Raw genomic sequence first — 19,187 nt, 5'->3', positions numbered from 1 at the left:
GTCAGCCGAAGACGCCGTCGCGCTCCCGCAGCAGGGTGTAGAGCGTCTGCTGGATCGTCTCGCGCACCTGGTCGGTGACGTCGAAGACCAGCATCGGGTCCTCGGCCTCCACCGCGTCGTACTCGTCGGTGCGGATCGGCTCGCCGAACTCCAGCAGCCACTTGGACGGCAGCGGCACCATGCCGAGCGGACCGAGCAGCGGGAAGAACGGCGTGATCGGGATGTAGGGCACCCCGAGCAGGCGGGCCAGGCTCGGGATGTTGCCGACCAGCGGGTAGATCTCCTCGGCGCCCACCACGGACAACGGCACGATGGGTACGCCGGTGCGCAGCGCGGCGGACACGAAGCCCCCGCGGCCGAACCGCTGGAGCTTGTAGCGCTCGCCGAACGGCTTGCCGATGCCCTTGAAGCCCTCCGGCCAGACCCCCACCAGCTCGCCGCCGGACAGCATCCGCTCGGCGTCCTCGGTGCAGGCGAGGGTGGCACCGCTCCTTCGGGCCAGCGAGCTGACGACCGGGAGCTTGAAGACCAGGTCGGCGCCGAGGGGACGCAGGAACCGGCCGGTCGCGTCGTGGATGGCGGTCATCGTCATGAGGCCGTCGACGGGCACGGTGCCGGAGTGGTTGGACACCACGAGCGCGCCGCCGGTGGTCGGGATGTTGTCGATGCCGCGCACCTCGACGCGGAACCACTTCTGCGCGATCGGGCGCATGGCCGCCATGAGGAACCGCTCGGTGACCTCGGCGTCGAAGCCGTACTCGTCCACGGTGTAGTCGCCGGCGAGACGGCGGCGGAGGAAGGCCATGAGCTCGGCCAGCCGGCGCTCCCACTGGTCACCGAAGAGCTCGACGGCGGCGTGCTGGAAGGCGTGCAGCCAGTCGCCGACGGGGATGCCGGCGAGGGGGTGCGTCTCCTCGGTGGTCGAGGCGGCGCGAGGTGGAGCCCCGGCGGCAGTCTCCGCGGCGGGCGACGCCGGCTGCTCGGCGCTCGGAGCCGGCGGGACGGGGCGGACCGGGGTCGGCCGCGCCGCCTTGGACGCCGACTTGGGCGCCGCCTTGGACGCCGACGTGGGCGCCGACGTGGGCGCCGCCTTGCGCGACGGGGCGAGGTTGCGGGCGGCGGCGGAGGGGCGTGCCTTGCCGGTCCCGCGACCGGGGCGACCCGACGTACCGATGGGGACGACGTCGGCGCCCTCGGCCCGGTCGCGCTGCGGGCGCTCGGACTCAGCCATCGTGTGCTCCGCCCGACCGGCCGGTGAGGACGGGCTCGTCGGGGACGTGGAGCGGGACACCCAGCGAGACGCCGAAGTCGGCGAAGGCCGACGCGGTGGTGAAACGCGGCTCGAAGCCGAGCTCGGTGCGCATCCGGGTGGTGTCCACCCCCCGACCGTAGGTCAGGAAGGTGAGCTGCTCCGGCGAGAAGTCCGCCACCCGGGCCTGCCGCAGGACCGATCCGAGGCGACCGACGGCGACGCCGGGCATGGCGACGGACGGCTTGCCCAGCCGGCGGACCGCCTGGGACAGCATCAGCATCCCGTCACCGGCGACGTTGAAGGTGCCGGGCGTGCCGGCGACCACCGCGTGCCGGAGCACGTCGAGCAGGTCGTCCTCGTGGAGGAACTGCAGCCGCGGGTCGAAGCCCAGGACCCGCGGGATCACGGGCAGCCGGAAGTAGCTGGTGATCGGGCTCGTCACGTGCGGGCCGATCACGTTGGCGGCACGGATCATCGTCACCGCGACGTCGGGCCGCCGGCGGGCGAAGCCGCGGACGTAGCCCTCGACCTCGTAGACGTCCTTGGCGTAGCCGGAGCTGGGCAGCCGCTTGGGCCCCATCTCCTCGGTGAACATCGCGGGGTCGCGCGAGCTCGCGCCGTAGACCGTGGTCGTCGACTTGACGACCAGCCGCTCCACGCGCGGGGCCTTCTGGCATGCAGCGAGGAGCTGCATGGTGCCCATGACGTTGAGCTCCTTCATGGTGTTGCGGCCCCCGGCAGAGCCCGGGGTCGCGATCACGCTCATGTGCACGACGGTGTCGATGTCCTCCTTGGCGAGGACCTTGGCGATGACCGGCGTGCGGATGTCGGCGCGCACGAAGGAGACGTCGCCGATGTCACCGCGAGGTGGGACGACGTCGACGCCGATGACTCGGTCGATGGAAGGGTCGTGGGCGGCCGCGCGCGCGAAGCGGCGGCCGATGTCACGGGAGATCCCCGTGACCAGTACGACCCGTCCCATGACCTGAGCCCCCGGCCCGGGACCTACTTGCCGAGCTTGCGACGCTGGACGCGCGTCTTCTTCAGCAGCTTGCGGTGCTTCTTCTTGGCCATGCGCTTGCGCCGCTTCTTGATGACAGAACCCACAGGGAAACCTTTCACGTGCGTCGCACGAGCACTCCTGCGCACGTGCGGCGCGCAGGCAGGTGCCCGCGCGACCAGCACAGCCTACTGGCAGCACCGGACGGTGGAGAATCGTGTGTCCGGGCTCGCACCCGGCCACACCTCCAGGAGGGGCCGACGTCGGTCGGAGGGACGTGCCGGACTGGGTCAGCCGGCGTTGTAGAAGCTCTTGCGGAGGTACTCGTTGACGTCGTCCTCCGTCACGCGGAAGGAGCGACCCACGCGCACGGCGGGGAGCTCCCCACCGTGGACGAGGCGGTAGACGGTCATCTTCGAGACGCGCATCTTCGCGGCGACCTCGGCGATCGTGAGGAACACGACGTCCGACATGTCGCCGGGTGAGTTGGGGGCCATGATGCACCGATCCTTCTGTTGCCACGGCACCGGCTTCCCCACCGGTGTCACAGTTCGTGGCGCTCTGCCGCGACAATAGGGCCTGTGTGACCCGTGGGGAAGAGGATCACTCCTGAAACTTGTGGGACCAGCGGCGTGTCGGGTTGATTTTGCCCTCGGGGGCGTCGATCAGGGGTAGGGATCGAGCCCGTGCAGCGGGAAGACCTCGGTCCGCGTGGCCATGATCGCGCGGTCCAACCAGGTCTCGGGGTCGTAGCCGTCGGCCCAGTCCCGGTAGGCCGGCGTGCGACCGTCGGTCATCCGGTGCGGCGGGGTGCGGTCCAGCAGCTCGCTGACGTGGGACCGCCACCCGGGCGGCGTCGGGGTCTCGGGCGGGATCGGGTGCCCGCCCACGATCGCGAGCAGGTGGGTCCAGGCGCGCGGCACGACCTCGACCAGGGCGTAGCCGCCACCGCCGGTGACCACCCACCGCCCCTCCGCGACCTCGTGGGCGAGCTCGTGGAGCGCGACGTACGCCGCCCGCTGGCCGTCGACGGTGAGCATCAGGTGGGCGAGCGGGTCCTCCATGTGGGAGTCGCAGCCGTGCTGGGTCACGAGGATCTCCGGCTCCCACGCGCGCAGCACCGGCGGCACCACCGCGTGGAAGGCGCGCAGCCAGCCCGCGTCCGCGGTGCCGGGCGGCAGGGCGACGTTGACCGCCGTCCCCTCGGCACCCGGACCGCCGCTGTCGTGGGGGAAGCCGGTGCCCGGGAAGAGCATCTGACCGGTCTCGTGCAGGGAGATGGTGAGCACCCGCGGGTCGTCGTAGAAGATCCGCTCCACCCCGTCGCCGTGGTGGACGTCGACGTCGACGTAGGCGATGCGCTGGTAGCCCTGGTCGAGCAGCGTCTGGATGCCGACGGCGATGTCGTTGTAGATGCAGAAGCCCGCGGAGCGGTCGGCCATCGCGTGGTGGAGACCGCCGGCGATGCTCGCGCTGTGCAGCGACTCCCCGCTCGTCACCTGGCGGAACGCCTCGACCGTCGCGCCGACGACGTGGGCCGCGGCCTTGTGCATGTCGCGGAAGACGGGGTCGTCGTCGGTGCCGAGGCCGTGCTCGGCGTCCTCCCCGCCCTCGGTCCCGCAGCGGGTGACCGCGGCGATCAGGCTGCGGTCGTGGACGGTTGCGATGAGGTCGTCGTCGGCGACCGGTGCCTCGACCATGCGGACGTGCTCGAGGACGCCGAGCTCCTCGGCGAGGCGCATCGTCAGGTCGACACGGACCGGGGACATCGGGTGGCCGGGGCCGAAGTCGTACTCCACGAGGCTCTTGTCGAAGACGACGGACGCGGGACCGGAGCACTCCATGTGACGGACGCTACCCGCAACGCGCCCGGTGGGCGGCGGGCACCCGCGGCGTGAGAGCCACCTTTCCCACCGGGTGGGAGACTCGTCGCATGGACACCACGACCACCCGCGGCACCGGCCTCGACCTCGACTACCCCCAGTCGCTGGCCGTCTACGACACCTACGAGCAGGCGCAGCGCGCCGTCGACCACCTCTCCGACGAGGAGTTCCCGGTCGAGAACCTCCTGATCGTGGGCACCGACCTCAAGCGCATCGAGCGGGTCACCGGCCGCCTCACCTGGGGCCGGGTCGCGCTCGCTGGAGCCGTGTCGGGCCTGTGGTTCGGCGTCTTCGTCGGCCTCGTCCTCGCCCTGTGGGTCGAGGACGACCTGCTCAGCGTCCTGCTGTCCACCGCGGCCTTCGGCGCCCTCTTCGGCCTCGTCTGGGGCCTGATCGGGTACGCCGCCACGCGTGGGCGTCGTGACTTCAGCTCGGTGACCGCCGTGGTCGCCACCCGCTACGAGGTGCTCGTCGAGCACAAGCACCGCGAGGCCGCGCGCACCATCCTGGCGGCCACGCCGGGCCTGCTCCCCGACCCGCACGCCGCGGGCTGACGCACGGCGCGGGCAGCTCGCGACCCGGCCCCCCGGCGCACGCCCGGTGGGCGGCCGGTCGGCCCGAGCTGCCCGGAGCGTGCAGGCTCAGGCGCCCTCGGCGAGCTCGCGCGAGCGGTCGCGGGCTGCCTCCATGGCCGCGAGGAACGCGGCGCGCACCTTGTGGATCTCGAGCTCGCGCAACGCCGACGCGGTGGTGCCGCCCGGCGAGGTCACCTGCTCACGCAGCACGACCGGGTGGGTGCCCGTCTCACGCAGCATGGTGGCCGAGCCGTAGAGGGTCTGGATGACCAGCTCGGTGGCCGTCGCCCGCGGCAGACCGAGGTGGACGCCGGCCTCGATCATCGACTCGACGACGAAGAAGATGTAGGCCGGTCCCGAGCCGCTGATCGCGGTGACCGCGTCCATCTGGCGCTCGGGGATCCGCAGCACCTTGCCGGTCGAGGCCATCAGGGACTCGGCCTCGGCCAGGTGCCCGTCGTCGCAGTGCGAGCCGGGCGAGATGGCCGCCATGCCCTCGTCGACGAGCGCCGGGGTGTTGGGCATGACGCGCACGACCGCGACGCCCTCGGGCACGCGCGACTCGATGAAGGCGGTGGTGATGCCCGCGGCCAGGCTGACCAGCAGCTGGCCGGGTCGCAGCTCGCCGGCGATCTCGTCGAGGACGGCCGCCATGTCCTGCGGCTTGACCACCAGCGCGACGGTGTCGGCCTTGCGGGCCGCCTCCGCGTTGGAGACCACGGCGACGCCGTACTGCTCCTCGAGCTCGCGGGCCCGCTCGGGTCGCTTCTCCCCCACCAGCAGGTTGTCGACGCGACGCCCGGCCCGGACCAGTCCGGAGAGCAGGGTCTCGCCCATCACGCCGGCGCCGATGATCGCGGTCTGGGGCATCGGCGGTCCTACTTCTTGGAGATCAGCGAGCGGAGGAAGAAGGTGAGGTTCTGCGGGCGCTCGGCCATCCGGCGCATGAGGTAGCCGTACCACTCCTCGCCGTACGGGACGTAGACGCGCACGGTCTCGCCGGTCTCCGCGAGGCGCTTCTGCTCCTCGGGCCGGATGCCGTAGAGCATCTGGAACTCGTAGGTCCCCGGGCGGCGGCCGTAGCGGCTGGCCAGCGAGGACGCGATCTGGATCATCCGCGGGTCGTGGCTGGCGATCATCGGGTAGCCCTGGCCGGCCAGCAGCACCTTGAGGCAGCGGACGTAGGACTTGTCGACGTCGAGCCGGTCCTGGAAGGCCACGCTCTCGGGCTCGTGGTAGGCGCCCTTGCACAGCCGGACGCGCGACCCCTCGTAGGCGAGCGCGCGGCAGTCGGCCTCGGTGCGGTGCAGCATCGCCTGCAGCACGGCACCGGTCTCGGGGAAGTCCTTGCGCAGCTCGCGCAGGATGCCGAGGGTCGAGTCGGTGGTGGTGTGGTCCTCCATGTCGAGGGTGACCGTGGTGCCGGCGTTGCGGGCCGCGCGGCAGATCTCGCGCGCGTTCTCCAGAGCGACCTTCTCGCCGTTCTCCGGGAGCGCCTGGCCGACCGCGCTCAGCTTGACGCTGACCTCGGCCTTGGCGGCGAGGCCGCGGCGGGCGAGCTCGGCCAGCAGGTCCTTGTAGGCCGCGACGGTGGCCTCGGCCTGGGCGAGGTCGAGGGTGTCCTCACCGAGGAAGTCGAGGGTCACGTAGAGGCCGCCGTCGACCAGCTCGGCGGTCGCGGTGACGGCGTCGTCCGTGGTCTCACCGGGGACGTGGCTGGTGACGATGCCCGACGAGACGGGCATGGTGCTGACGAGCTTCTTGACCTGCTCGCTCTTGGCGAGAAGCAGGATCGGCTGGCGGAGCAGAGGCATGGCGCACAGGCTACGCCGAGACGCCACGGACGGCCTCCTCAGGATGTGCCATCCGCCCGCACCAGCCCCCTGCACAGGACCTCCACGACTCCTCCACCTCTCCGGCCGGACGGCGACCTACGGTCGGTTGACCAGCCGCTCGCCCGCCGAGGAGACCCCATGCGCACCGCCCGCACCCGCTACGTCCTGGCCGCCACCGTGTGGGCGGGAACGCTCCTGGTGCTGCTCTTCGGGGTCGGGGCGCTGGGCATCGTCGGCGACGGCGGTCCGCCGGACCTCATGTACCTCGCCGCCGCCCTGGTCGGTCTCGTGGGGGCCGCGGCCGCCCGCTTCCGCCCGGCCGGTACGGCGCGCGCCCTCGCCGTGGCTGCCGGGCTCACCCTCGTCGCCGGTGTCGTGGCGGTGGCGGCCGGGTGGCAGGAGGAGGGCTCGGTCGTCGACGTGCTCGCGCTCAGCGCGATGTTCGCCGGGCTGTACGCCGCCTCCGCCTGGCTGTTCCGCTCCGCCGCCCCGCGCCCCGCCTGACGGGACTGCGTCGGCAGGGGACGCGCCGGTGGGACCGAGCGCGCCCGCAGGTGGCGGCGTACGACACCCCCATCCGCCGCCGGCCTGTCGTCCGCCGCCAGTCACGGAGGAGAGGGGCGGAGGAGCGGTCCGTGGCCAGGCGGGCGCCCACAGCTGGCGGCGTACGCCATCCGCATCAGCCGCCGATCTGTCGTCCGCCGCCAGTTGCGGGGAGCCGGGCGGGCCGGGTGCGGCGGCGGAGCGGGCTCAGGCCGTACGCCGCCGCAGGGTCGCGGCGCCGAGGGCGAGCCCGGCGAGCGCGAAGCCGAGGACGACCGCGACGTCCGCCCACACGCTCGCCTGGTCGGCCGCCCCGACCAGCTCCTGCATGGCGTCGACGGCATAGGAGAGCGGCAGCACGTCGCTGATGGCCTGCAGCACCGGTGGCAGGAACTCCCGGGCGACGAACAGCCCGCACAGCAGGAGCTGCGGGATGACGAAGGCCGGCATGAACTGCACCGCCTGGAACTCGGTGTCCGCGAAGGCACTGACCAGCAGGCCGAGCGCCGTGCCCAGCACGGCATCGACCACCGCCACCACGCCGAGCAGCCAGACCGGGCCGTTGACCTCGAGGCCGAGCAGGCCGACGCTCACCCCGACCGCCAGCGCCGACTGGACGGCGGCGAGCAGCCCGAAGGCGAGGGCGTAGCCGAGGAGGAAGTCCAGCTTGCCCATCGGCATCGACAGCAACCGCTCGAGGGTCCCGCTGCCCCGCTCCCGCAGGGTGGTCACGCTGGTCACCAGGAACATGACGGTGAACGGGAAGATCGCGAGCAGGCCAGGGCCGATCCCGTCGAAGACGTCCCCGGGCAGGTCCGCGAACATCCACCAGAGCAGGGTCATCAGCAGGCAGGGCAGCAGCAGCAGCATCGCCAGCGTGCGGTGGTCGCGACGCACCTGCGTGAGCACCCGGCCCGCGACGGCGAGCGTCACCCGGGCGCTCATGCCGCTCCCTCGACGATCTGGAGGAAGGCCGCCTCGATGTCGCGCGCCCCGCCGCGGATCTCGGCGGGCGTGCCGTCGGCGATGATGCGGCCCTCGCGCATCAGAAGCAGCCGGTCGCACCGGTCCGCCTCGTCCATCACGTGGCTCGACACGAGCACGGCCTTGCCGCTGTCCGCGAGCCGGTGGAAGAGCCGCCACAGGTCCCGGCGCAAGACCGGGTCGAGGCCGACGGTCGGCTCGTCGAGCACCAGCACGTCGGGGTCGCCGAGCAGCGCGACGGCCAGGCTGGCCCGGCTGCGCTGGCCCCCACTGAGGTTGCCCACCACGTGGTCGCGACGGTCGGTGAGGTCGACGGCGGCGATCGCCTCGTCGACCTCGGCACGGTCGACCCCGAGCACCCGGGCGAAGAAGTGGAGGTTCTCGGCGACGGTGAGGTCGTCGTACACGCTCGCGGCCTGGGTGACGTAGCCGACGCGGTCGCGCAGCCGTCGGTCGCCCGCGGGCAGCCCGAGAACCTCGACCCCGCCGGACCGCACGCGCTGGACGCCGACCACGGCCCGCAGCAGCGTGGACTTGCCGCAACCGCTGGGACCGAGCAGGCCGGTGACGCCGGGGGCCACGGCCAGGGAGATGCCCGGGAGCACCTCGTGACCGCCGCGCACGACGACCAGCTCCCGTATGTCGATGACGTTATTCATCATGTGTTGAATTGTGCTCCCGGCCGCCGCGACCCGTCAAGGGTCGGGAGACCCGGAGTCAGGGCGGCAGGTCCCCGGTGAGGTAGCGCTGGAGGGTTGGGGCGTACGTCGCGACCACCTGCTCGCCGGTCAGCGACGCCACCGGCTCCACGCGCATCACGTAGCGCACCAGGATCAGCCCCATCACCTGGCTGGCGACCAGCGCCATCCGGTGCTCGGGCCGGTCGATCCCCAGCGCGGCACCCACCGGCTGGATCACCACCGGCAGGAACCCCTCGCTGAGCAGGCGGTGGGCCGACGGGTCCATCACCCCGCGGGCCACGGCCAGCAGGGCGGGCTGCACGTCGGGGTCGTCCCACACCGACAGGAAGGCACGCAGGAAACGCACGGCCGCCTCCTCGACGGGTCCCTCCACCACCCGGCCGATGACCTCGCGGGGGTCGACGGGCAGCTCCATCGCGGCGAGGAAGAGATCGTCCTTGGTGCCGAAGTAGTGGTGCACGAGCGCCGGGTCCACCCCGGCGTCCGAGGCGACCGCGCGGATCGTCGTACCCCCGAAGCCCTTGGCCGCGAAGGCCGCACGGGCCGCGGCGAGGACCGCCGCACGCGTGTCAGGAGCGCCGGGTCGGCGGCCGCGGGAGGGGCGCGTCATGCGAGGGAGGGTACGACGCGTCAGCGCGCCGGCACGGAGAAGTGCTCGCGGGCGAACTCCAGCGACTCGCGCAGGTCCGCCTCCCGCTCGGCGCGCGTGGAGCAGCGACGGGTGTTGATCTCCAGCACGATGTGGCCGGCGAAGTCGCGGGCGGCCAGGTGGGCCAGGAAGTCCTCGGCCCCCATCGCCCCGCGGCCGGGCACCAGGTGCTCGTCCTTGGCCGAGCCGCTGCCGTCGGTGAGGTGGATGTGCCGGAGCCGGTCTCCGAGCCGCTCGGCCATCTCGATCACGGAGGTACGCGCGATGGCCGCGTGCGAGAGGTCGATCGTGGTGTTGGCGTACTCGTGGTCGCTGGGGTCCCAGCTGGGGAGGTACATCTCCATGCCCCGACGCTGGGAGGCCCGCCAGGGATACATGTTCTCCACCGCGAAGGCGATGCCGGTCGACTCCTCCAGGGCGGCGATGCCGTCGACGAAGCCGGCGGCGTACTCCTTCTGCCAGCGGAACGGCGGGTGCACCACGACCACGTCGGCGCCGACCGCGGTCGCGAGCTCGGCGGAGCGCTCGAGCTTGCCCCACGGCTCGGTGCCCCAGACCCGCTGCGTCCACAGCAGGCACGGCGCGTGGATCGCACAGATCGGCATCTCGTGGTGCTCGGAGAGCTGCTGGAGGGCGGAGGTCTGCTGCGACAGGGCGTCGACGCCGACCATCACCTCGACGGCGTCGTAGCCCACCTGCGCGGCCCACGCGAAACCGTGGGCGGTGGACTCGGGATAGACCGAGGCGGTCGAGAGCGCGACGAGGGTCACGACGCGCCCCGCCGTGCCGCGGGCCGGGTCACGACGGACAGCTGGTCGAGACGCTCCAGGATGACGCCCTCGCGCAGCGCCCACGGGCAGATCTCGAGGGCCTCCAGGTCGAAGATGTCCATGCAGGCCTCGGCGACCAGCGCGCCCGGCACGATCTGGTGGGTGCGGCTGGGCGACACGCCCGGCAGCGCGGCGAGCTCGTCGGCGTCCAGCGCGATGAGCTTGGGGATCCATTGCGAGAGGGTGTCGAGCTCGAGCACGCGTGGGACGAGCGGGCCGTCGCCGCTCGGCGCAGCGCCGCAGATGCGGGCCAGCGAGCGGAAGGTCTTGGAGGTGGCCGCAGCGCGGTCGGGCGCACCCGGGCGCAACAGGTTGCCCGCGTCGCGGGCGATGTCGGCGCGGATCTGCTTGCGAAGCCGGCGAATCGCTTCGTCGTCGGGGCGGGCTCCGCCGAACCAGTCGCGGGCGAGCCGGGCCGCGCCGAGCGGCATGGACCACGCCACGTCGGGCGCCTCGTCGGCACCGCCGGCGATCTCCAGCGAGCCTCCGCCGATGTCGAAGACCGCCAACCGGCCGGCCGACCAGCCGAACCAGCGGCGTACGGCGAGGAAGGTCAACCGCGCCTCGTCCTCCCCCGACAGCACCGACAGGTCGACCTCCGTCACGTCGTTGACGTGGGCCAGGACGGCGTCGGAGTTGACCGCGTCGCGCACCGCCGACGTGGCGAAGCCGAGCATGTCCTCGCAGCCCTTGTCCTCGGCGACGGACACGGCCTCCCGGCAGAACTTCGTGAGGGCGTCGACGCCCGCCTCGGAGACGGCACCGGACTCGTCGAGGTGCTCGGCCAGGCGCAGCGGCTGCTTGTAGGAGAAGGCCGGCAGGGGCGCGGCGCCACCGTGGGCGTCCACCACGAGCAGGTGGCCCGTGTTGGATCCGATGTCGAGGACGCCCAGGCGCATGTGGCCAAACTACTAGGCTTGGCCAGTGCCTGAAGTCGACCTCGTGTTTCCCCGTGCCTACGTCGAGTTCGTGGACCCCGCCGACGAGGAGCAGGTCTTCCGCTGCGACCTCACCTGGCTGACCTCGGCCTACACCTGCATCTTCGGCAACGGGTGCCAGGGCATCTACGCCGACTCCCCCGACGTGGGGTGCTGCACGCTCGGTGCGCACTTCAGCGACGGGGACGACGAGCAGCGCGTCGCGTCGTACGTCGCGCAGCTCACGCCGGAGCAGTGGCAGTTCCACCCGCAGCGACCTGTCGAGACCGACGACTGGGTCGAGGCCGACGAGGACGGCGAGCGCAAGACCATCGCCCTCGAGTACGACGGGCAGTCGGCGTGCGTCTTCCACAACCGGGCCGACTTCGCCCCCTCGACCGGAGGCGGGGGCGCCGGCTGCGCGCTGCACGGCCTCGCCCTGGAGCAGGGGCGCAACCCGCTCGAGACCAAGCCCGACGTCTGCTGGCAGCTCCCCATCCGGCGCACGTTCCGCAACGTCGAGCGCCAGGACGGAACGGCGTACACCGAGGTCTCGATCGGCGAGTACGACCGCCGCGGCTGGGGACCCGGGGGCCACGACCTCGACTGGTACTGCTCGGGCAACACCGAGGCCCACGTCGCGCCGGAGCCGGTCTACGTCACCCACGAGCCCGAGCTGACCGAGCTGATGGGCGCCGAGGGCTACCGCGAGCTGGTGCTCCACTGCGACGCGCACGTGCGGTCGCGCTCGGCCCTCGCGCTGCACCCCGCCGACCCGCGCTGAGCCGGCGCGTCCGGCGCCCGAAATTCGCTCGACGTCAAGACAACCTGACCCCGGCGTGACGGCGCCCCACCCCTCAGCACAGAATGCAGCCATGCGCCTGGACCATCTCTCGTTCGCAGCCGGACCGGATGGACTTGCCAGCACTGCCCAGCGCATCGGGGGCCAGCTCGGCAAGGACTTCATCGACGGCGGCGTGCATCCCCGCTTCGGGACCCGCAACATGATCATGCCGCTGGACGGCCGCACCTACATCGAGATCGTCGAGGTGCTGGACCATCCCGCGAGCGACAAGGCCCCCTTCGGGCAGGCCGTCCGTGCTCGCTCCGCCCTCGGTGGCGGCTGGCTCGGCTGGGTGGTGGCCGTCGACGACATCACCGTCGTCGAGACCCGCCTCGGCCGCGAGTCGGTCAAGGGCAACCGGCACCTGCCCAACGGCAAGGAGCTCGTCTGGCGCCAGATCGGCGTCCACGGCCTGCTGTCGGACCCGCAGCTCCCCTACTTCCTCCAGTGGGAGTCCCCGGCCGAGATGCACCCGAGCAACGCCGCCGACAGCGAGTTCTCGCTGGTCGCGCTCGAGATCGCCGGCGACCCGCAGCGGGTCAGCGAGTGGCTCGGCGAGACCGTCGAGGCGCCGCTCGAGGACATCAAGGTGGAGTGGGTCGCCCCCAACGGCACCCCGGGGATCATCGCGGTCCAGATCCAGACGCCCTCCGGGCTCGTCCGGCTCTGAGCGAGCAGGGGCGCGGCGCCACCCCGAGCCCGAACATCTGGCACCACCCGGAGACCTACGAGCTCGAGAACCTCGCCGCGGACCCGCACGGCCGCATCGAGGCCGCCATGCGCTCCGTCGCGTCCTGGGACGACCGCGTCCTGCTCGACGTCGGGTGCGGCACCGGCTTCCACCTCCCCCGCTGGGCCGAGCACGCCCGGACGGTGATCGGCGTCGAGCCGCACGCCTCCCTCGTCGCGCTCGCGCGGCGTCGTACGCGTCGGCTCGACCACGTCGAGGTGCGGCAGGGCACCGCCCAGCGCCTCCCCCTGCCGGACGCGTCGGTCGACGTCGTGCAGGCGCGGTGGGCCTACTTCTTCGGTCCCGGGTGCGAGCCGGGCCTGGCCGAGCTCGACCGGGTCGTACGCCGCGGCGGCACGGCGTTCGTGATCGACAACGACGCGAGCCGGTCGACGTTCGGGACGTGGTTCCGCCTCGGCTACCCGATGGTCGACCCCGACGAGGTCGAGCGCTTCTGGTCGCAACGCGGCTGGACCAGGGTGTCGGTGGACATGGGGTGGTCCTTCGCGCGGCGCGAGGACCTCGAGGCGGTGGTGCGGATCGAGCTCTCCCCCGAGGTCGCGGAGCGGGTGCTCGCGTCCCACGAGGGCACCGAGGTGGACTACGCGGTCAACCTCTGGTGGCGGGAGTACTGATCCCCTCCGCCGGGCGCCGCGCCGGCGGGCGGCGTACGCCGGTCAGGAGGACTCGCGCACGACCAGGGTCGGGGTGAGGAGCACGCCGTCCTCGGGGGCCGGCTGGTGGGACAGCAGGCTCTGCAGGGCGTTGACGATCTCGACCGCGACGTCCTCGAGCGGCTGGCGCACCGACGTCAGCCCCACCGGGTAGACCTGCGCGACCTGCGAGTCGTCGAAGCCCACCACCGCGATGTCCTTGCCGGGCGCGAGCTGGCGCAGCCACAGCGTGTGGAGCACCCCCATCGCCAGGGTGTCGGAGGCGCAGACGAAGGCGGTGGGCTCCGACTCGTCGAGCAGCACCGCGGCCGCCTCGCCCCCGGACTGGACGGTGTCCTCGACCCGGCTGGCGAGGCCGGTGGTCGAGAGCCCGTGCTCGTGCATGGTGGTGAGCCAGCCGGCGCGGCGGTCCTCGCCGATCGGCGAGTCCTTGCGCCAGCCGATCCAGGCGATGCGGGTGTGGCCCTTGGCGATGAGGTGCTCGGTCGCGAGCCGGGTGCCGGCGGCCCCGTCGACGTCGACCCACGGGTGGCGGGCGCTGGCGCGGTCCCACGGGCGACCGAAGGCGACGAAGGGCGCCCGCTGGTCGGCGAGCCAGGCGGCCTGCGGGTTGCCGAGGTAGGTGTCGGTGACGACGAAGGCGTCCACCGCGGTCGAGCGCAGCAGGTTGTCGTAGCCCGCGACCGGGTCCTCGTCGTCACCGGTGAAGAGGAGCACGTGGTGCCCGGCCAGCGCCGAGGTCTCGACGAGGGTGTGGACGAAGCGGTCCATCATCGCGTTGGCGGTGCCCTCCTGGACCGGCGAGACGCGCAGGCCGATCAGCTGGGAGGTGCGGGTGCGCAGGTTGCGGGCCGCCCGGTTGGGCGAGTAGCCCATCTCCTCGATGGCACCCCGGACCCGCTCGAGCGTGCCGGGACGCAGCAGGTCGGGGTTGTTGACGGCGTTGGACACCGTCTGACGACTGACCCCCGCGCGCTCGGCGACGTCGGCCAGCGTCGGTGGGGACACCGGCAGGTGTGCACCCAACCGAGACTCCGGTCGCGACATGTTCGGCCCCCTTGATCGTTCCAATCAGGGGCAGCATAACCGCGCTGTCGGTGGTGTCGCCTAGCGTGCCGCCCATGAGCAGACAGCGCGCCGCCTACAAGTGCTCCGAGTGCGGCTGGGAGACCGGCAAGTGGGTCGGCCGGTGCGGCGAGTGCCAGGCCTGGGGGTCGGTCGCCGAGGCGGCCGCCGCACCGACCGGTCGCACGACGGCCTCGCCCGTGACGCGCCCGGCCGTGCCCATCGGCCAGGTGTCGGTCGAGGACGCGACGTTCCGCTCCTCCGGCGTCCCCGAGCTCGACCGCGTGCTGGGCGGCGGGCTGGTGCCGGGCGCGGCGATCCTGCTGGCCGGCGAGCCCGGTGTCGGCAAGAGCACGCTGCTGCTCGAGGTGGCCGCCCAGACCGCCCGGGTGCGCACCCGCACCCTCTACGTCACCGGCGAGGAGTCCGCCTCGCAGGTGCGGCTGCGCGCCGACCGCACCGGCGGCGTCCACGACGAGCTGTTCCTCGCGGCCGAGACCGACCTCGGGGCCGTGCTCACCCACATCGAGCAGGTGCGCCCGACCCTGCTGGTCATCGACTCGATCCAGACCATCGGCGCGCCCGGCATCGAGGGGGTGCCCGGCGGCGTCACCCAGGTCAAGGAGGTCGCGGCCGCGCTCGTCCGGGTGGCCAAGACGCGCAACATCACCACGGTGATCGTCGGCCACGTCACCAAGGACGGCTCGATCGCCGGCCCACGGGTCCTCGAGCACCTCGTCGACGTGGTGCTCAACTTCGAGGGCGACCGCAACTCCCGCTTCCGGATGGTCCGCGCGATGAAGAACCGCTTCGGCCCCGTCGACGAGGTCGGCTGCTTCGACCTGTCCGCCGGCGGCATCACCGCGGTGACCGACCCGACCGGCCTGTTCGTCGAGCACCACAGCCAGCAGGTGCCCGGCACCTGCGTGGCCGTCACCATGGAGGGCCGTCGGCCCCTGCTCGCCGAGGTGCAGGCGCTGGTGACCCCCTCGCCGCTCGAGCGCCCGCGGCGCACGACCTCGGGCATCGACTCCTCCCGGGTGGCGATGATCCTGGCCGTGCTGCAGCAGCACGCCTTCATCAAGCTGCACGCCCACGACGTCTTCGCCTCGACCGTGGGCGGCGCCCGGCTCACCGAGCCGGCCACCGACCTGGCCGTCGCGGTGGCCATCGCCAGCGCCACCCACGGCCTGGCCCCGCCCAAGGGGGTCGTGGCGATGGGCGAGATCGGCCTGGCCGGCGAGCTGCGCCGGGTGCGCGACCTGCCGCAGCGCCTGGCCGAGGCCGCGCGGCTCGGCTTCGAGGTCGCCGTGGTGCCGCGGGAGGCGCACGAGCCCGAGACGGGGTCGCACCGGATGGTCGACGGGCTCCGGGTGATCTCCGAGGGCACGGTGTGGGGCGCGCTCTCCACCCTGCGTGTCACGAAGGCCGACCACCCCCGATTGCGTCCCCTAGACTGAGCGCCGCGACGCCCGGCGTCGTACCCGTCAGAGAGGACCACCGTGCCCGAGCGTTCGGACGACGTGCTGCGCCTGCGCGCCACCCTGGCGATGATCGCGCCCGGCACCGCCCTGCGAGACGGCCTGGAGCGCATCCTCCGCGGCCGCACCGGCGCCCTCATCGTGCTCGGCCAGGACAAGATGGTCGAGTCGCTGGCCACCGGTGGCTTCACCCTCGACGTGCCGTTCACCGCCACCGGCCTGCGTGAGCTGGCCAAGATGGACGGCGCCATCATCGTCGACCGCGACGTCACCCGGATCTCGCGGGCCGCGGTCCACCTCATGCCCGACCAGTCGATCCCCTCGGAGGAGACCGGCACCCGGCACCGCACCGCCGAGCGGGTGGCCAAGCAGACCGGCCACCCGGTCATCTCGGTGTCGCAGTCGATGCAGATCATCGCCGCCTACGTCGGCGACATCCGCCACGTGCTCGAGGACTCCGGCAAGATCCTGTCCCGTGCCAATCAGGCGCTCGCGACGCTGGAGCGCTACAAGCTGCGCCTCGACGAGGTGTCCGCGACCCTGTCGGCCCTCGAGATCGAGGACCTCGTGACCGTCCGCGACGTCGCCGTCGTGGCCCAGCGACTCGAGATGGTCACCCGGATCGCCCGCGAGATCGACGACTACGTCCTCGAGCTCGGCACCGACGGCCGGCTGCTGTCACTCCAGCTCGAGGAGCTCATCACCGGCGTCGACGCCGAGCGCGAGCTGGTGGTCCGCGACTACCTCCCCGCCGGCAAGCGCCGCAAGGTCGAGGCGTCGGTGATCCTCGGCGACCTCTCCACGCTCTCCCCCACCGAGCTCGTCGACCCGGGCGCGGTCGCGGCCGTCCTCGGCCTCGGCACCGGCGAGCACCTCGACGGCGCGGTCGCACCGCGAGGCTACCGACTGCTGGCCAAGGTGCCGCGCCTGCCGGGCTCCGTGGTCGACCGGCTCGTCGAGCACTTCGGCGGTCTCCAGCAGCTGCTCTCCGCGGGCATCGACGACCTCCAGGCCGTCGAGGGCGTCGGCGAGCTGCGGGCCCGCAGCGTGCGCGAGGGGCTCTCCCGGCTGGCGGAGTCGAGCATCACCGAGCGATACATCTGAGTCACGCAGCAGGACGCGCTCGCGCGTCCTGCCTGGGCGCGGCCAGATCGAGCAAGCCCCGCGAGCGAGGGACGACGTCGTGGAGGACGCGTCGAGATCGCCGAGGCCCTGCGTGGGTTTGGCGGTCGACCCGAGGTTGGCGCGCACTCCAGTGGGTTGGCGTGCGCTGCAGCGCAGCCGAACCCACGGGATCACCGGGCGCCCGGTGATCCCACGTCACCCCGCGGAGTTGCCCTCGCCGTCCTCACCGGGCTGGTGGGTGCTGTCCTGCTGCTTGGTCTTGCCCTTCTGGGGCTTCGGCGTCACCGTCTTGGTGATCACCTCGCTGGCGGGGCGCACCAGCTCGAACTGCACGTCGGTCGGCTCGCCCGCCAGGGCCGCCGCCTCCACGTGGTAGAACCCGGGCATCGCCCACTCGGTGAAGGCGGAGCACTCGTCGTCGGAGCGCTTGGCGTTCCAGGTGATGACGACCGGCGCATCGACGGCCTGGCGCACCACGACCTCCTGGGGCACGATCGCCGCCGGGCACTCGCGGCTCGACCAGATGGAGTCGGTGCCCGAGGTGATGCTGACGGTCAGCGTGTCCGGCGACACAGTCCAGGTGCAGGCGGCGGTGACCCGGGTGCGCAGGTTGAGCGTGATCGGGACGTCACTGCCGCCGGGTGCCTCGGTGATGGTGGGGGTGGCGACGATGTCGCCGTTCTCGCAGGTGCCCACGGGCTCGGCGAGCGGAGGCTCGGTCGGGGTCTGCTTCTTCTTGCGTCTCGGCTTGTCCGTCGGGACGGTCGGCGCCTGGGTCTCGGCGGTCTCGCCTGGGTCGGCGCTCGTGCTCGTCGTCGCGCCGGCGGTGGTCGCCTGGGGGTCCTCGTCGGACGACGCGTCGCTCGAGCCGCCGAGGAGGCGGGCCAGGCCCGCGACCAGCAGCACGGCCACCCCGAGCACCACGAGGCGACGGAACCAGTAGACGCGAGCGGGCAGGGGACCACGCGGTGCCATCGGAGGGGCAGGGCGCGAGGACGGCATGACCCCGACCCTAGGAGCAGCGTGGGCGCGCGGGGTGGTGCCACACCGGGCCCCCGAGGATCCGTGCGTACGATCACCGCGATGACCGACCTGCACGCGCCGATCCTCGACTGGTACGACGCCCACGCGCGCGACCTGCCGTGGCGTCGGCCGGAGGCGTCCGCCTGGTCGGTGCTGGTCTCCGAGCTCATGCTCCAGCAGACCCCGGTCGTGCGGGTGCTGCCGGTCCACGACGCCTGGATGGAGCGCTGGCCCACACCGGCGGCACTCGCCGCGGAGCCGACCGGCGAGGCGGTCCGGATGTGGGGTCGCCTCGGCTACCCGCGTCGGGCGTTGCGGCTGCACGCCGCGGCAGTGGCCCTCGTGGAGCGCCACGACGGCGAGGTGCCCGCGGCGTACGACGAGCTGATCGCGCTGCCCGGGGTGGGCGACTACACCGCCGCCGCGGTGGCGAGCTTCGCCTTCGGCCGCCGGCACGTCGTGCTCGACACCAACGTGAGGCGGGTGCTGGCGCGGGTGGTGTCGGGGGTCGAGTTCCCCGGCGCGTCCGTCACCCGCGCGGAGCGCGACCTAGCCACCGACCTGCTGCCCGAGGACGAGGACACGGCCGCCACCTGGGCCGTAGCCGTCATGGAGCTGGGCGCCCTCGTCTGCACCGCCCGCGACCCGCGCTGCGGCGCCTGCCCGGTCGCCGACCGGTGCGCGTGGCTGGCGGCCGGCCGGCCGGCGTACGACGGTCCCCCGCGGCGCGGGCAGGCGTGGGCAGGCACCGACCGCCAGTGCCGCGGCCGGATCATGGCCGTGCTGCGCGAGGCCGACGGCACGGTCCGGCCGGCCGCGATCGAGGCGGTGTGGCCCGGCGCCGAGCAGCGGGAGCGCTGCCTGGCCGGGCTCGTCGAGGACGGCCTCGTCGCTGTCGTCGACGGCGGCTACGCCCTCCCTGGGTAGTCGACTCCCTGGGTAGTCGACTACCGGGGTAGTCCGTGACGATCGGACCTCTCAGAGGCCCGACCCGGGGTCCGTTCGTCGGGGACTACCCCAGCGAGGAGCCGGCCCTGGGGTAGTCGGGGACGAACTGGTAGGTGAGAGGCCCGTTC

The 19,187-nt window shown here is 72.7% G+C and carries 22 protein-coding genes; 8 read left to right on the top strand and 14 right to left on the bottom strand.

Going from position 1 to position 19,187, the window contains the following annotated elements; translation table 11 throughout:
- Nucleotide 1: 1 nt before the first annotated feature.
- The 5 genes from ASG88_RS11335 to ASG88_RS11320 all read right to left on the bottom strand — a co-directional run bounded on the left by ASG88_RS11335 (nt 2) and on the right by ASG88_RS11320 (nt 4,096).
- Nucleotides 2–1,231 (bottom strand): lysophospholipid acyltransferase family protein, encoded by a 1,230-nt coding sequence (locus ASG88_RS11335; RefSeq protein WP_056887542.1) that lies wholly within the window; start codon nt 1,229–1,231, stop codon nt 2–4.
- The gene (locus ASG88_RS11330; protein ID WP_082600299.1) at nt 1,224–2,234 is read right to left on the bottom strand and encodes an NAD-dependent epimerase/dehydratase family protein; all 1,011 of its coding nucleotides are present in this window, start codon (nt 2,232–2,234) and stop codon (nt 1,224–1,226) included. Before ASG88_RS11330 ends, ASG88_RS11335 begins: the two co-directional genes overlap by 8 nt.
- A gap of 23 nt (nt 2,235–2,257) precedes the next feature.
- Nucleotides 2,258–2,359 carry a 30S ribosomal protein bS22 gene (locus tag ASG88_RS22635; protein ID WP_008356322.1) on the bottom strand — a complete coding sequence of 34 codons (102 nt, stop codon included), beginning with the start codon at nt 2,357–2,359 and terminating at the stop codon, nt 2,258–2,260.
- Nucleotides 2,360–2,542: 183 nt separating this feature from the next.
- A complete protein-coding gene (locus ASG88_RS11325; protein ID WP_056887541.1) occupies nt 2,543–2,749 on the bottom strand; it encodes a helix-turn-helix domain-containing protein in 207 nt (68 codons plus the stop codon).
- A 168-nt stretch (nt 2,750–2,917) separates the two neighbouring features.
- The gene (locus ASG88_RS11320) at nt 2,918–4,096 is read right to left on the bottom strand and encodes an acetoin utilization protein AcuC (RefSeq protein ID WP_056887540.1); all 1,179 of its coding nucleotides are present in this window, start codon (nt 4,094–4,096) and stop codon (nt 2,918–2,920) included.
- A gap of 89 nt (nt 4,097–4,185) precedes the next feature.
- Here ASG88_RS11320 and ASG88_RS11315 point away from each other — a divergent pair, with 89 nt between their 5' ends.
- Nucleotides 4,186–4,689, top strand: a complete 504-nt coding sequence (locus tag ASG88_RS11315) for a general stress protein (RefSeq protein WP_056887539.1) — start codon at nt 4,186–4,188, stop codon at nt 4,687–4,689.
- Between the two features lie 87 nt (nt 4,690–4,776).
- On the opposite strand, the gene proC is transcribed toward ASG88_RS11315, so the two are convergent.
- Nucleotides 4,777–5,580, bottom strand: coding sequence for a pyrroline-5-carboxylate reductase (proC, locus tag ASG88_RS11310; protein ID WP_056887538.1), 804 nt, complete (start codon nt 5,578–5,580; stop codon nt 4,777–4,779).
- An 8-nt stretch (nt 5,581–5,588) separates the two neighbouring features.
- On the bottom strand, nt 5,589–6,518 hold the full coding sequence (locus ASG88_RS11305; protein WP_056887837.1) for a proline dehydrogenase family protein: 930 nt from the start codon (nt 6,516–6,518) through the stop codon (nt 5,589–5,591).
- A 165-nt stretch (nt 6,519–6,683) separates the two neighbouring features.
- On the opposite strand from ASG88_RS11305, the gene ASG88_RS11300 reads away from it, so the two are divergent.
- Nucleotides 6,684–7,049 (top strand): hypothetical protein, encoded by a 366-nt coding sequence (locus tag ASG88_RS11300; RefSeq protein ID WP_056887537.1) that lies wholly within the window; start codon nt 6,684–6,686, stop codon nt 7,047–7,049.
- Nucleotides 7,050–7,295: 246 nt separating this feature from the next.
- On the opposite strand, the gene ASG88_RS11295 is transcribed toward ASG88_RS11300, so the two are convergent.
- From ASG88_RS11295 to ASG88_RS11275, 5 genes are read right to left on the bottom strand one after another with little or no spacing between them, the layout of a single operon-like run.
- Nucleotides 7,296–8,033: an ABC transporter permease gene (locus ASG88_RS11295; protein WP_056887536.1), complete on the bottom strand. Its 738-nt coding sequence runs from the start codon at nt 8,031–8,033 to the stop codon at nt 7,296–7,298.
- Nucleotides 8,030–8,734: an ABC transporter ATP-binding protein gene (locus ASG88_RS11290; protein ID WP_200956420.1), complete on the bottom strand. Its 705-nt coding sequence runs from the start codon at nt 8,732–8,734 to the stop codon at nt 8,030–8,032. Before ASG88_RS11290 ends, ASG88_RS11295 begins: the two co-directional genes overlap by 4 nt.
- 55 nt (nt 8,735–8,789) lie before the next feature.
- Nucleotides 8,790–9,383 carry a TetR family transcriptional regulator gene (locus ASG88_RS11285; protein WP_056887535.1) on the bottom strand — a complete coding sequence of 198 codons (594 nt, stop codon included), beginning with the start codon at nt 9,381–9,383 and terminating at the stop codon, nt 8,790–8,792.
- Between the two features lie 20 nt (nt 9,384–9,403).
- Nucleotides 9,404–10,192, bottom strand: a complete 789-nt coding sequence (locus ASG88_RS11280) for a sugar phosphate isomerase/epimerase family protein (protein ID WP_056887534.1) — start codon at nt 10,190–10,192, stop codon at nt 9,404–9,406.
- Nucleotides 10,189–11,151, bottom strand: coding sequence for a Ppx/GppA phosphatase family protein (locus tag ASG88_RS11275; RefSeq protein ID WP_056887533.1), 963 nt, complete (start codon nt 11,149–11,151; stop codon nt 10,189–10,191). Before ASG88_RS11275 ends, ASG88_RS11280 begins: the two co-directional genes overlap by 4 nt.
- A gap of 25 nt (nt 11,152–11,176) precedes the next feature.
- Between ASG88_RS11275 and ASG88_RS11270 the strand changes: the two genes are divergently transcribed.
- The 3 genes from ASG88_RS11270 (at nt 11,177) to ASG88_RS11260 (ending at nt 13,378) form a co-directional block, all read left to right on the top strand.
- A complete protein-coding gene (locus ASG88_RS11270; RefSeq protein ID WP_056887532.1) occupies nt 11,177–11,953 on the top strand; it encodes a hypothetical protein in 777 nt (258 codons plus the stop codon).
- Nucleotides 11,954–12,044: 91 nt separating this feature from the next.
- Nucleotides 12,045–12,683, top strand: a complete 639-nt coding sequence (locus ASG88_RS11265) for a VOC family protein (RefSeq protein ID WP_056887531.1) — start codon at nt 12,045–12,047, stop codon at nt 12,681–12,683.
- A complete protein-coding gene (locus ASG88_RS11260; protein ID WP_235534815.1) occupies nt 12,608–13,378 on the top strand; it encodes a class I SAM-dependent methyltransferase in 771 nt (256 codons plus the stop codon). The genes ASG88_RS11265 and ASG88_RS11260 overlap by 76 nt, the downstream gene beginning before the upstream one ends.
- Nucleotides 13,379–13,420: 42 nt before the next feature.
- On the opposite strand, the gene ASG88_RS11255 is transcribed toward ASG88_RS11260, so the two are convergent.
- Nucleotides 13,421–14,464 carry a LacI family DNA-binding transcriptional regulator gene (locus ASG88_RS11255; protein WP_056887530.1) on the bottom strand — a complete coding sequence of 348 codons (1,044 nt, stop codon included), beginning with the start codon at nt 14,462–14,464 and terminating at the stop codon, nt 13,421–13,423.
- Nucleotides 14,465–14,538: 74 nt separating this feature from the next.
- Here ASG88_RS11255 and radA point away from each other — a divergent pair, with 74 nt between their 5' ends.
- Together radA and disA are read left to right on the top strand one after the other, a co-directional pair.
- Entirely contained in the window at nt 14,539–15,942 is a 1,404-nt protein-coding gene (radA, locus tag ASG88_RS11250; RefSeq protein WP_056887529.1) for a DNA repair protein RadA, read from the top strand.
- A gap of 42 nt (nt 15,943–15,984) precedes the next feature.
- Nucleotides 15,985–17,067: a DNA integrity scanning diadenylate cyclase DisA gene (gene disA, locus ASG88_RS11245; RefSeq protein WP_056887528.1), complete on the top strand. Its 1,083-nt coding sequence runs from the start codon at nt 15,985–15,987 to the stop codon at nt 17,065–17,067.
- Between the two features lie 216 nt (nt 17,068–17,283).
- Here disA and ASG88_RS11240 read toward each other — a convergent pair whose 3' ends face one another.
- Nucleotides 17,284–18,090, bottom strand: a complete 807-nt coding sequence (locus ASG88_RS11240) for a hypothetical protein (RefSeq protein ID WP_157559691.1) — start codon at nt 18,088–18,090, stop codon at nt 17,284–17,286.
- Nucleotides 18,091–18,171: 81 nt separating this feature from the next.
- Between ASG88_RS11240 and ASG88_RS11235 the strand changes: the two genes are divergently transcribed.
- A complete protein-coding gene (locus ASG88_RS11235) occupies nt 18,172–19,038 on the top strand; it encodes an A/G-specific adenine glycosylase (RefSeq protein ID WP_056887834.1) in 867 nt (288 codons plus the stop codon).
- Nucleotides 19,039–19,187 lie beyond the last annotated feature (149 nt).

The sequence above is a fragment of the Nocardioides sp. Soil777 genome, from assembly GCF_001428425.1.
GTDB lineage: Bacteria > Actinomycetota > Actinomycetes > Propionibacteriales > Nocardioidaceae > Nocardioides > Nocardioides terrigena.
Note: the sequence above shows the minus strand (reverse complement) of the source record. Positions and strands in the feature narration are given on the sequence as shown.

Excerpts from the sequence above, each read along its gene's own strand:
- ASG88_RS11265 (WP_056887531.1), top strand. The coding sequence starts at position 12,045 with ATGCGCCTGGACCATCTCTCGTTCGCAGCCGGACCGGATGGACTTGCC.
- ASG88_RS11240 (WP_157559691.1), bottom strand. The coding sequence starts at position 18,090 with ATGCCGTCCTCGCGCCCTGCCCCTCCGATGGCACCGCGTGGTCCCCTG.
- ASG88_RS11300 (WP_056887537.1), top strand. The coding sequence starts at position 6,684 with ATGCGCACCGCCCGCACCCGCTACGTCCTGGCCGCCACCGTGTGGGCG.
- ASG88_RS11285 (WP_056887535.1), bottom strand. The coding sequence starts at position 9,383 with ATGACGCGCCCCTCCCGCGGCCGCCGACCCGGCGCTCCTGACACGCGT.
- ASG88_RS11235 (WP_056887834.1), top strand. The coding sequence starts at position 18,172 with ATGACCGACCTGCACGCGCCGATCCTCGACTGGTACGACGCCCACGCG.
- proC (WP_056887538.1), bottom strand. The coding sequence starts at position 5,580 with ATGCCCCAGACCGCGATCATCGGCGCCGGCGTGATGGGCGAGACCCTG.
- ASG88_RS11275 (WP_056887533.1), bottom strand. The coding sequence starts at position 11,151 with ATGCGCCTGGGCGTCCTCGACATCGGATCCAACACGGGCCACCTGCTC.
- radA (WP_056887529.1), top strand. The coding sequence starts at position 14,539 with ATGAGCAGACAGCGCGCCGCCTACAAGTGCTCCGAGTGCGGCTGGGAG.
- ASG88_RS11335 (WP_056887542.1), bottom strand. The coding sequence starts at position 1,231 with ATGGCTGAGTCCGAGCGCCCGCAGCGCGACCGGGCCGAGGGCGCCGAC.
- ASG88_RS11295 (WP_056887536.1), bottom strand. The coding sequence starts at position 8,033 with ATGAGCGCCCGGGTGACGCTCGCCGTCGCGGGCCGGGTGCTCACGCAG.
- ASG88_RS11320 (WP_056887540.1), bottom strand. The coding sequence starts at position 4,096 with ATGGAGTGCTCCGGTCCCGCGTCCGTCGTCTTCGACAAGAGCCTCGTG.
- ASG88_RS11290 (WP_200956420.1), bottom strand. The coding sequence starts at position 8,734 with ATGATGAATAACGTCATCGACATACGGGAGCTGGTCGTCGTGCGCGGC.
- ASG88_RS11325 (WP_056887541.1), bottom strand. The coding sequence starts at position 2,749 with ATGGCCCCCAACTCACCCGGCGACATGTCGGACGTCGTGTTCCTCACG.
- ASG88_RS11315 (WP_056887539.1), top strand. The coding sequence starts at position 4,186 with ATGGACACCACGACCACCCGCGGCACCGGCCTCGACCTCGACTACCCC.
- ASG88_RS11330 (WP_082600299.1), bottom strand. The coding sequence starts at position 2,234 with ATGGGACGGGTCGTACTGGTCACGGGGATCTCCCGTGACATCGGCCGC.
- ASG88_RS11255 (WP_056887530.1), bottom strand. The coding sequence starts at position 14,464 with ATGTCGCGACCGGAGTCTCGGTTGGGTGCACACCTGCCGGTGTCCCCA.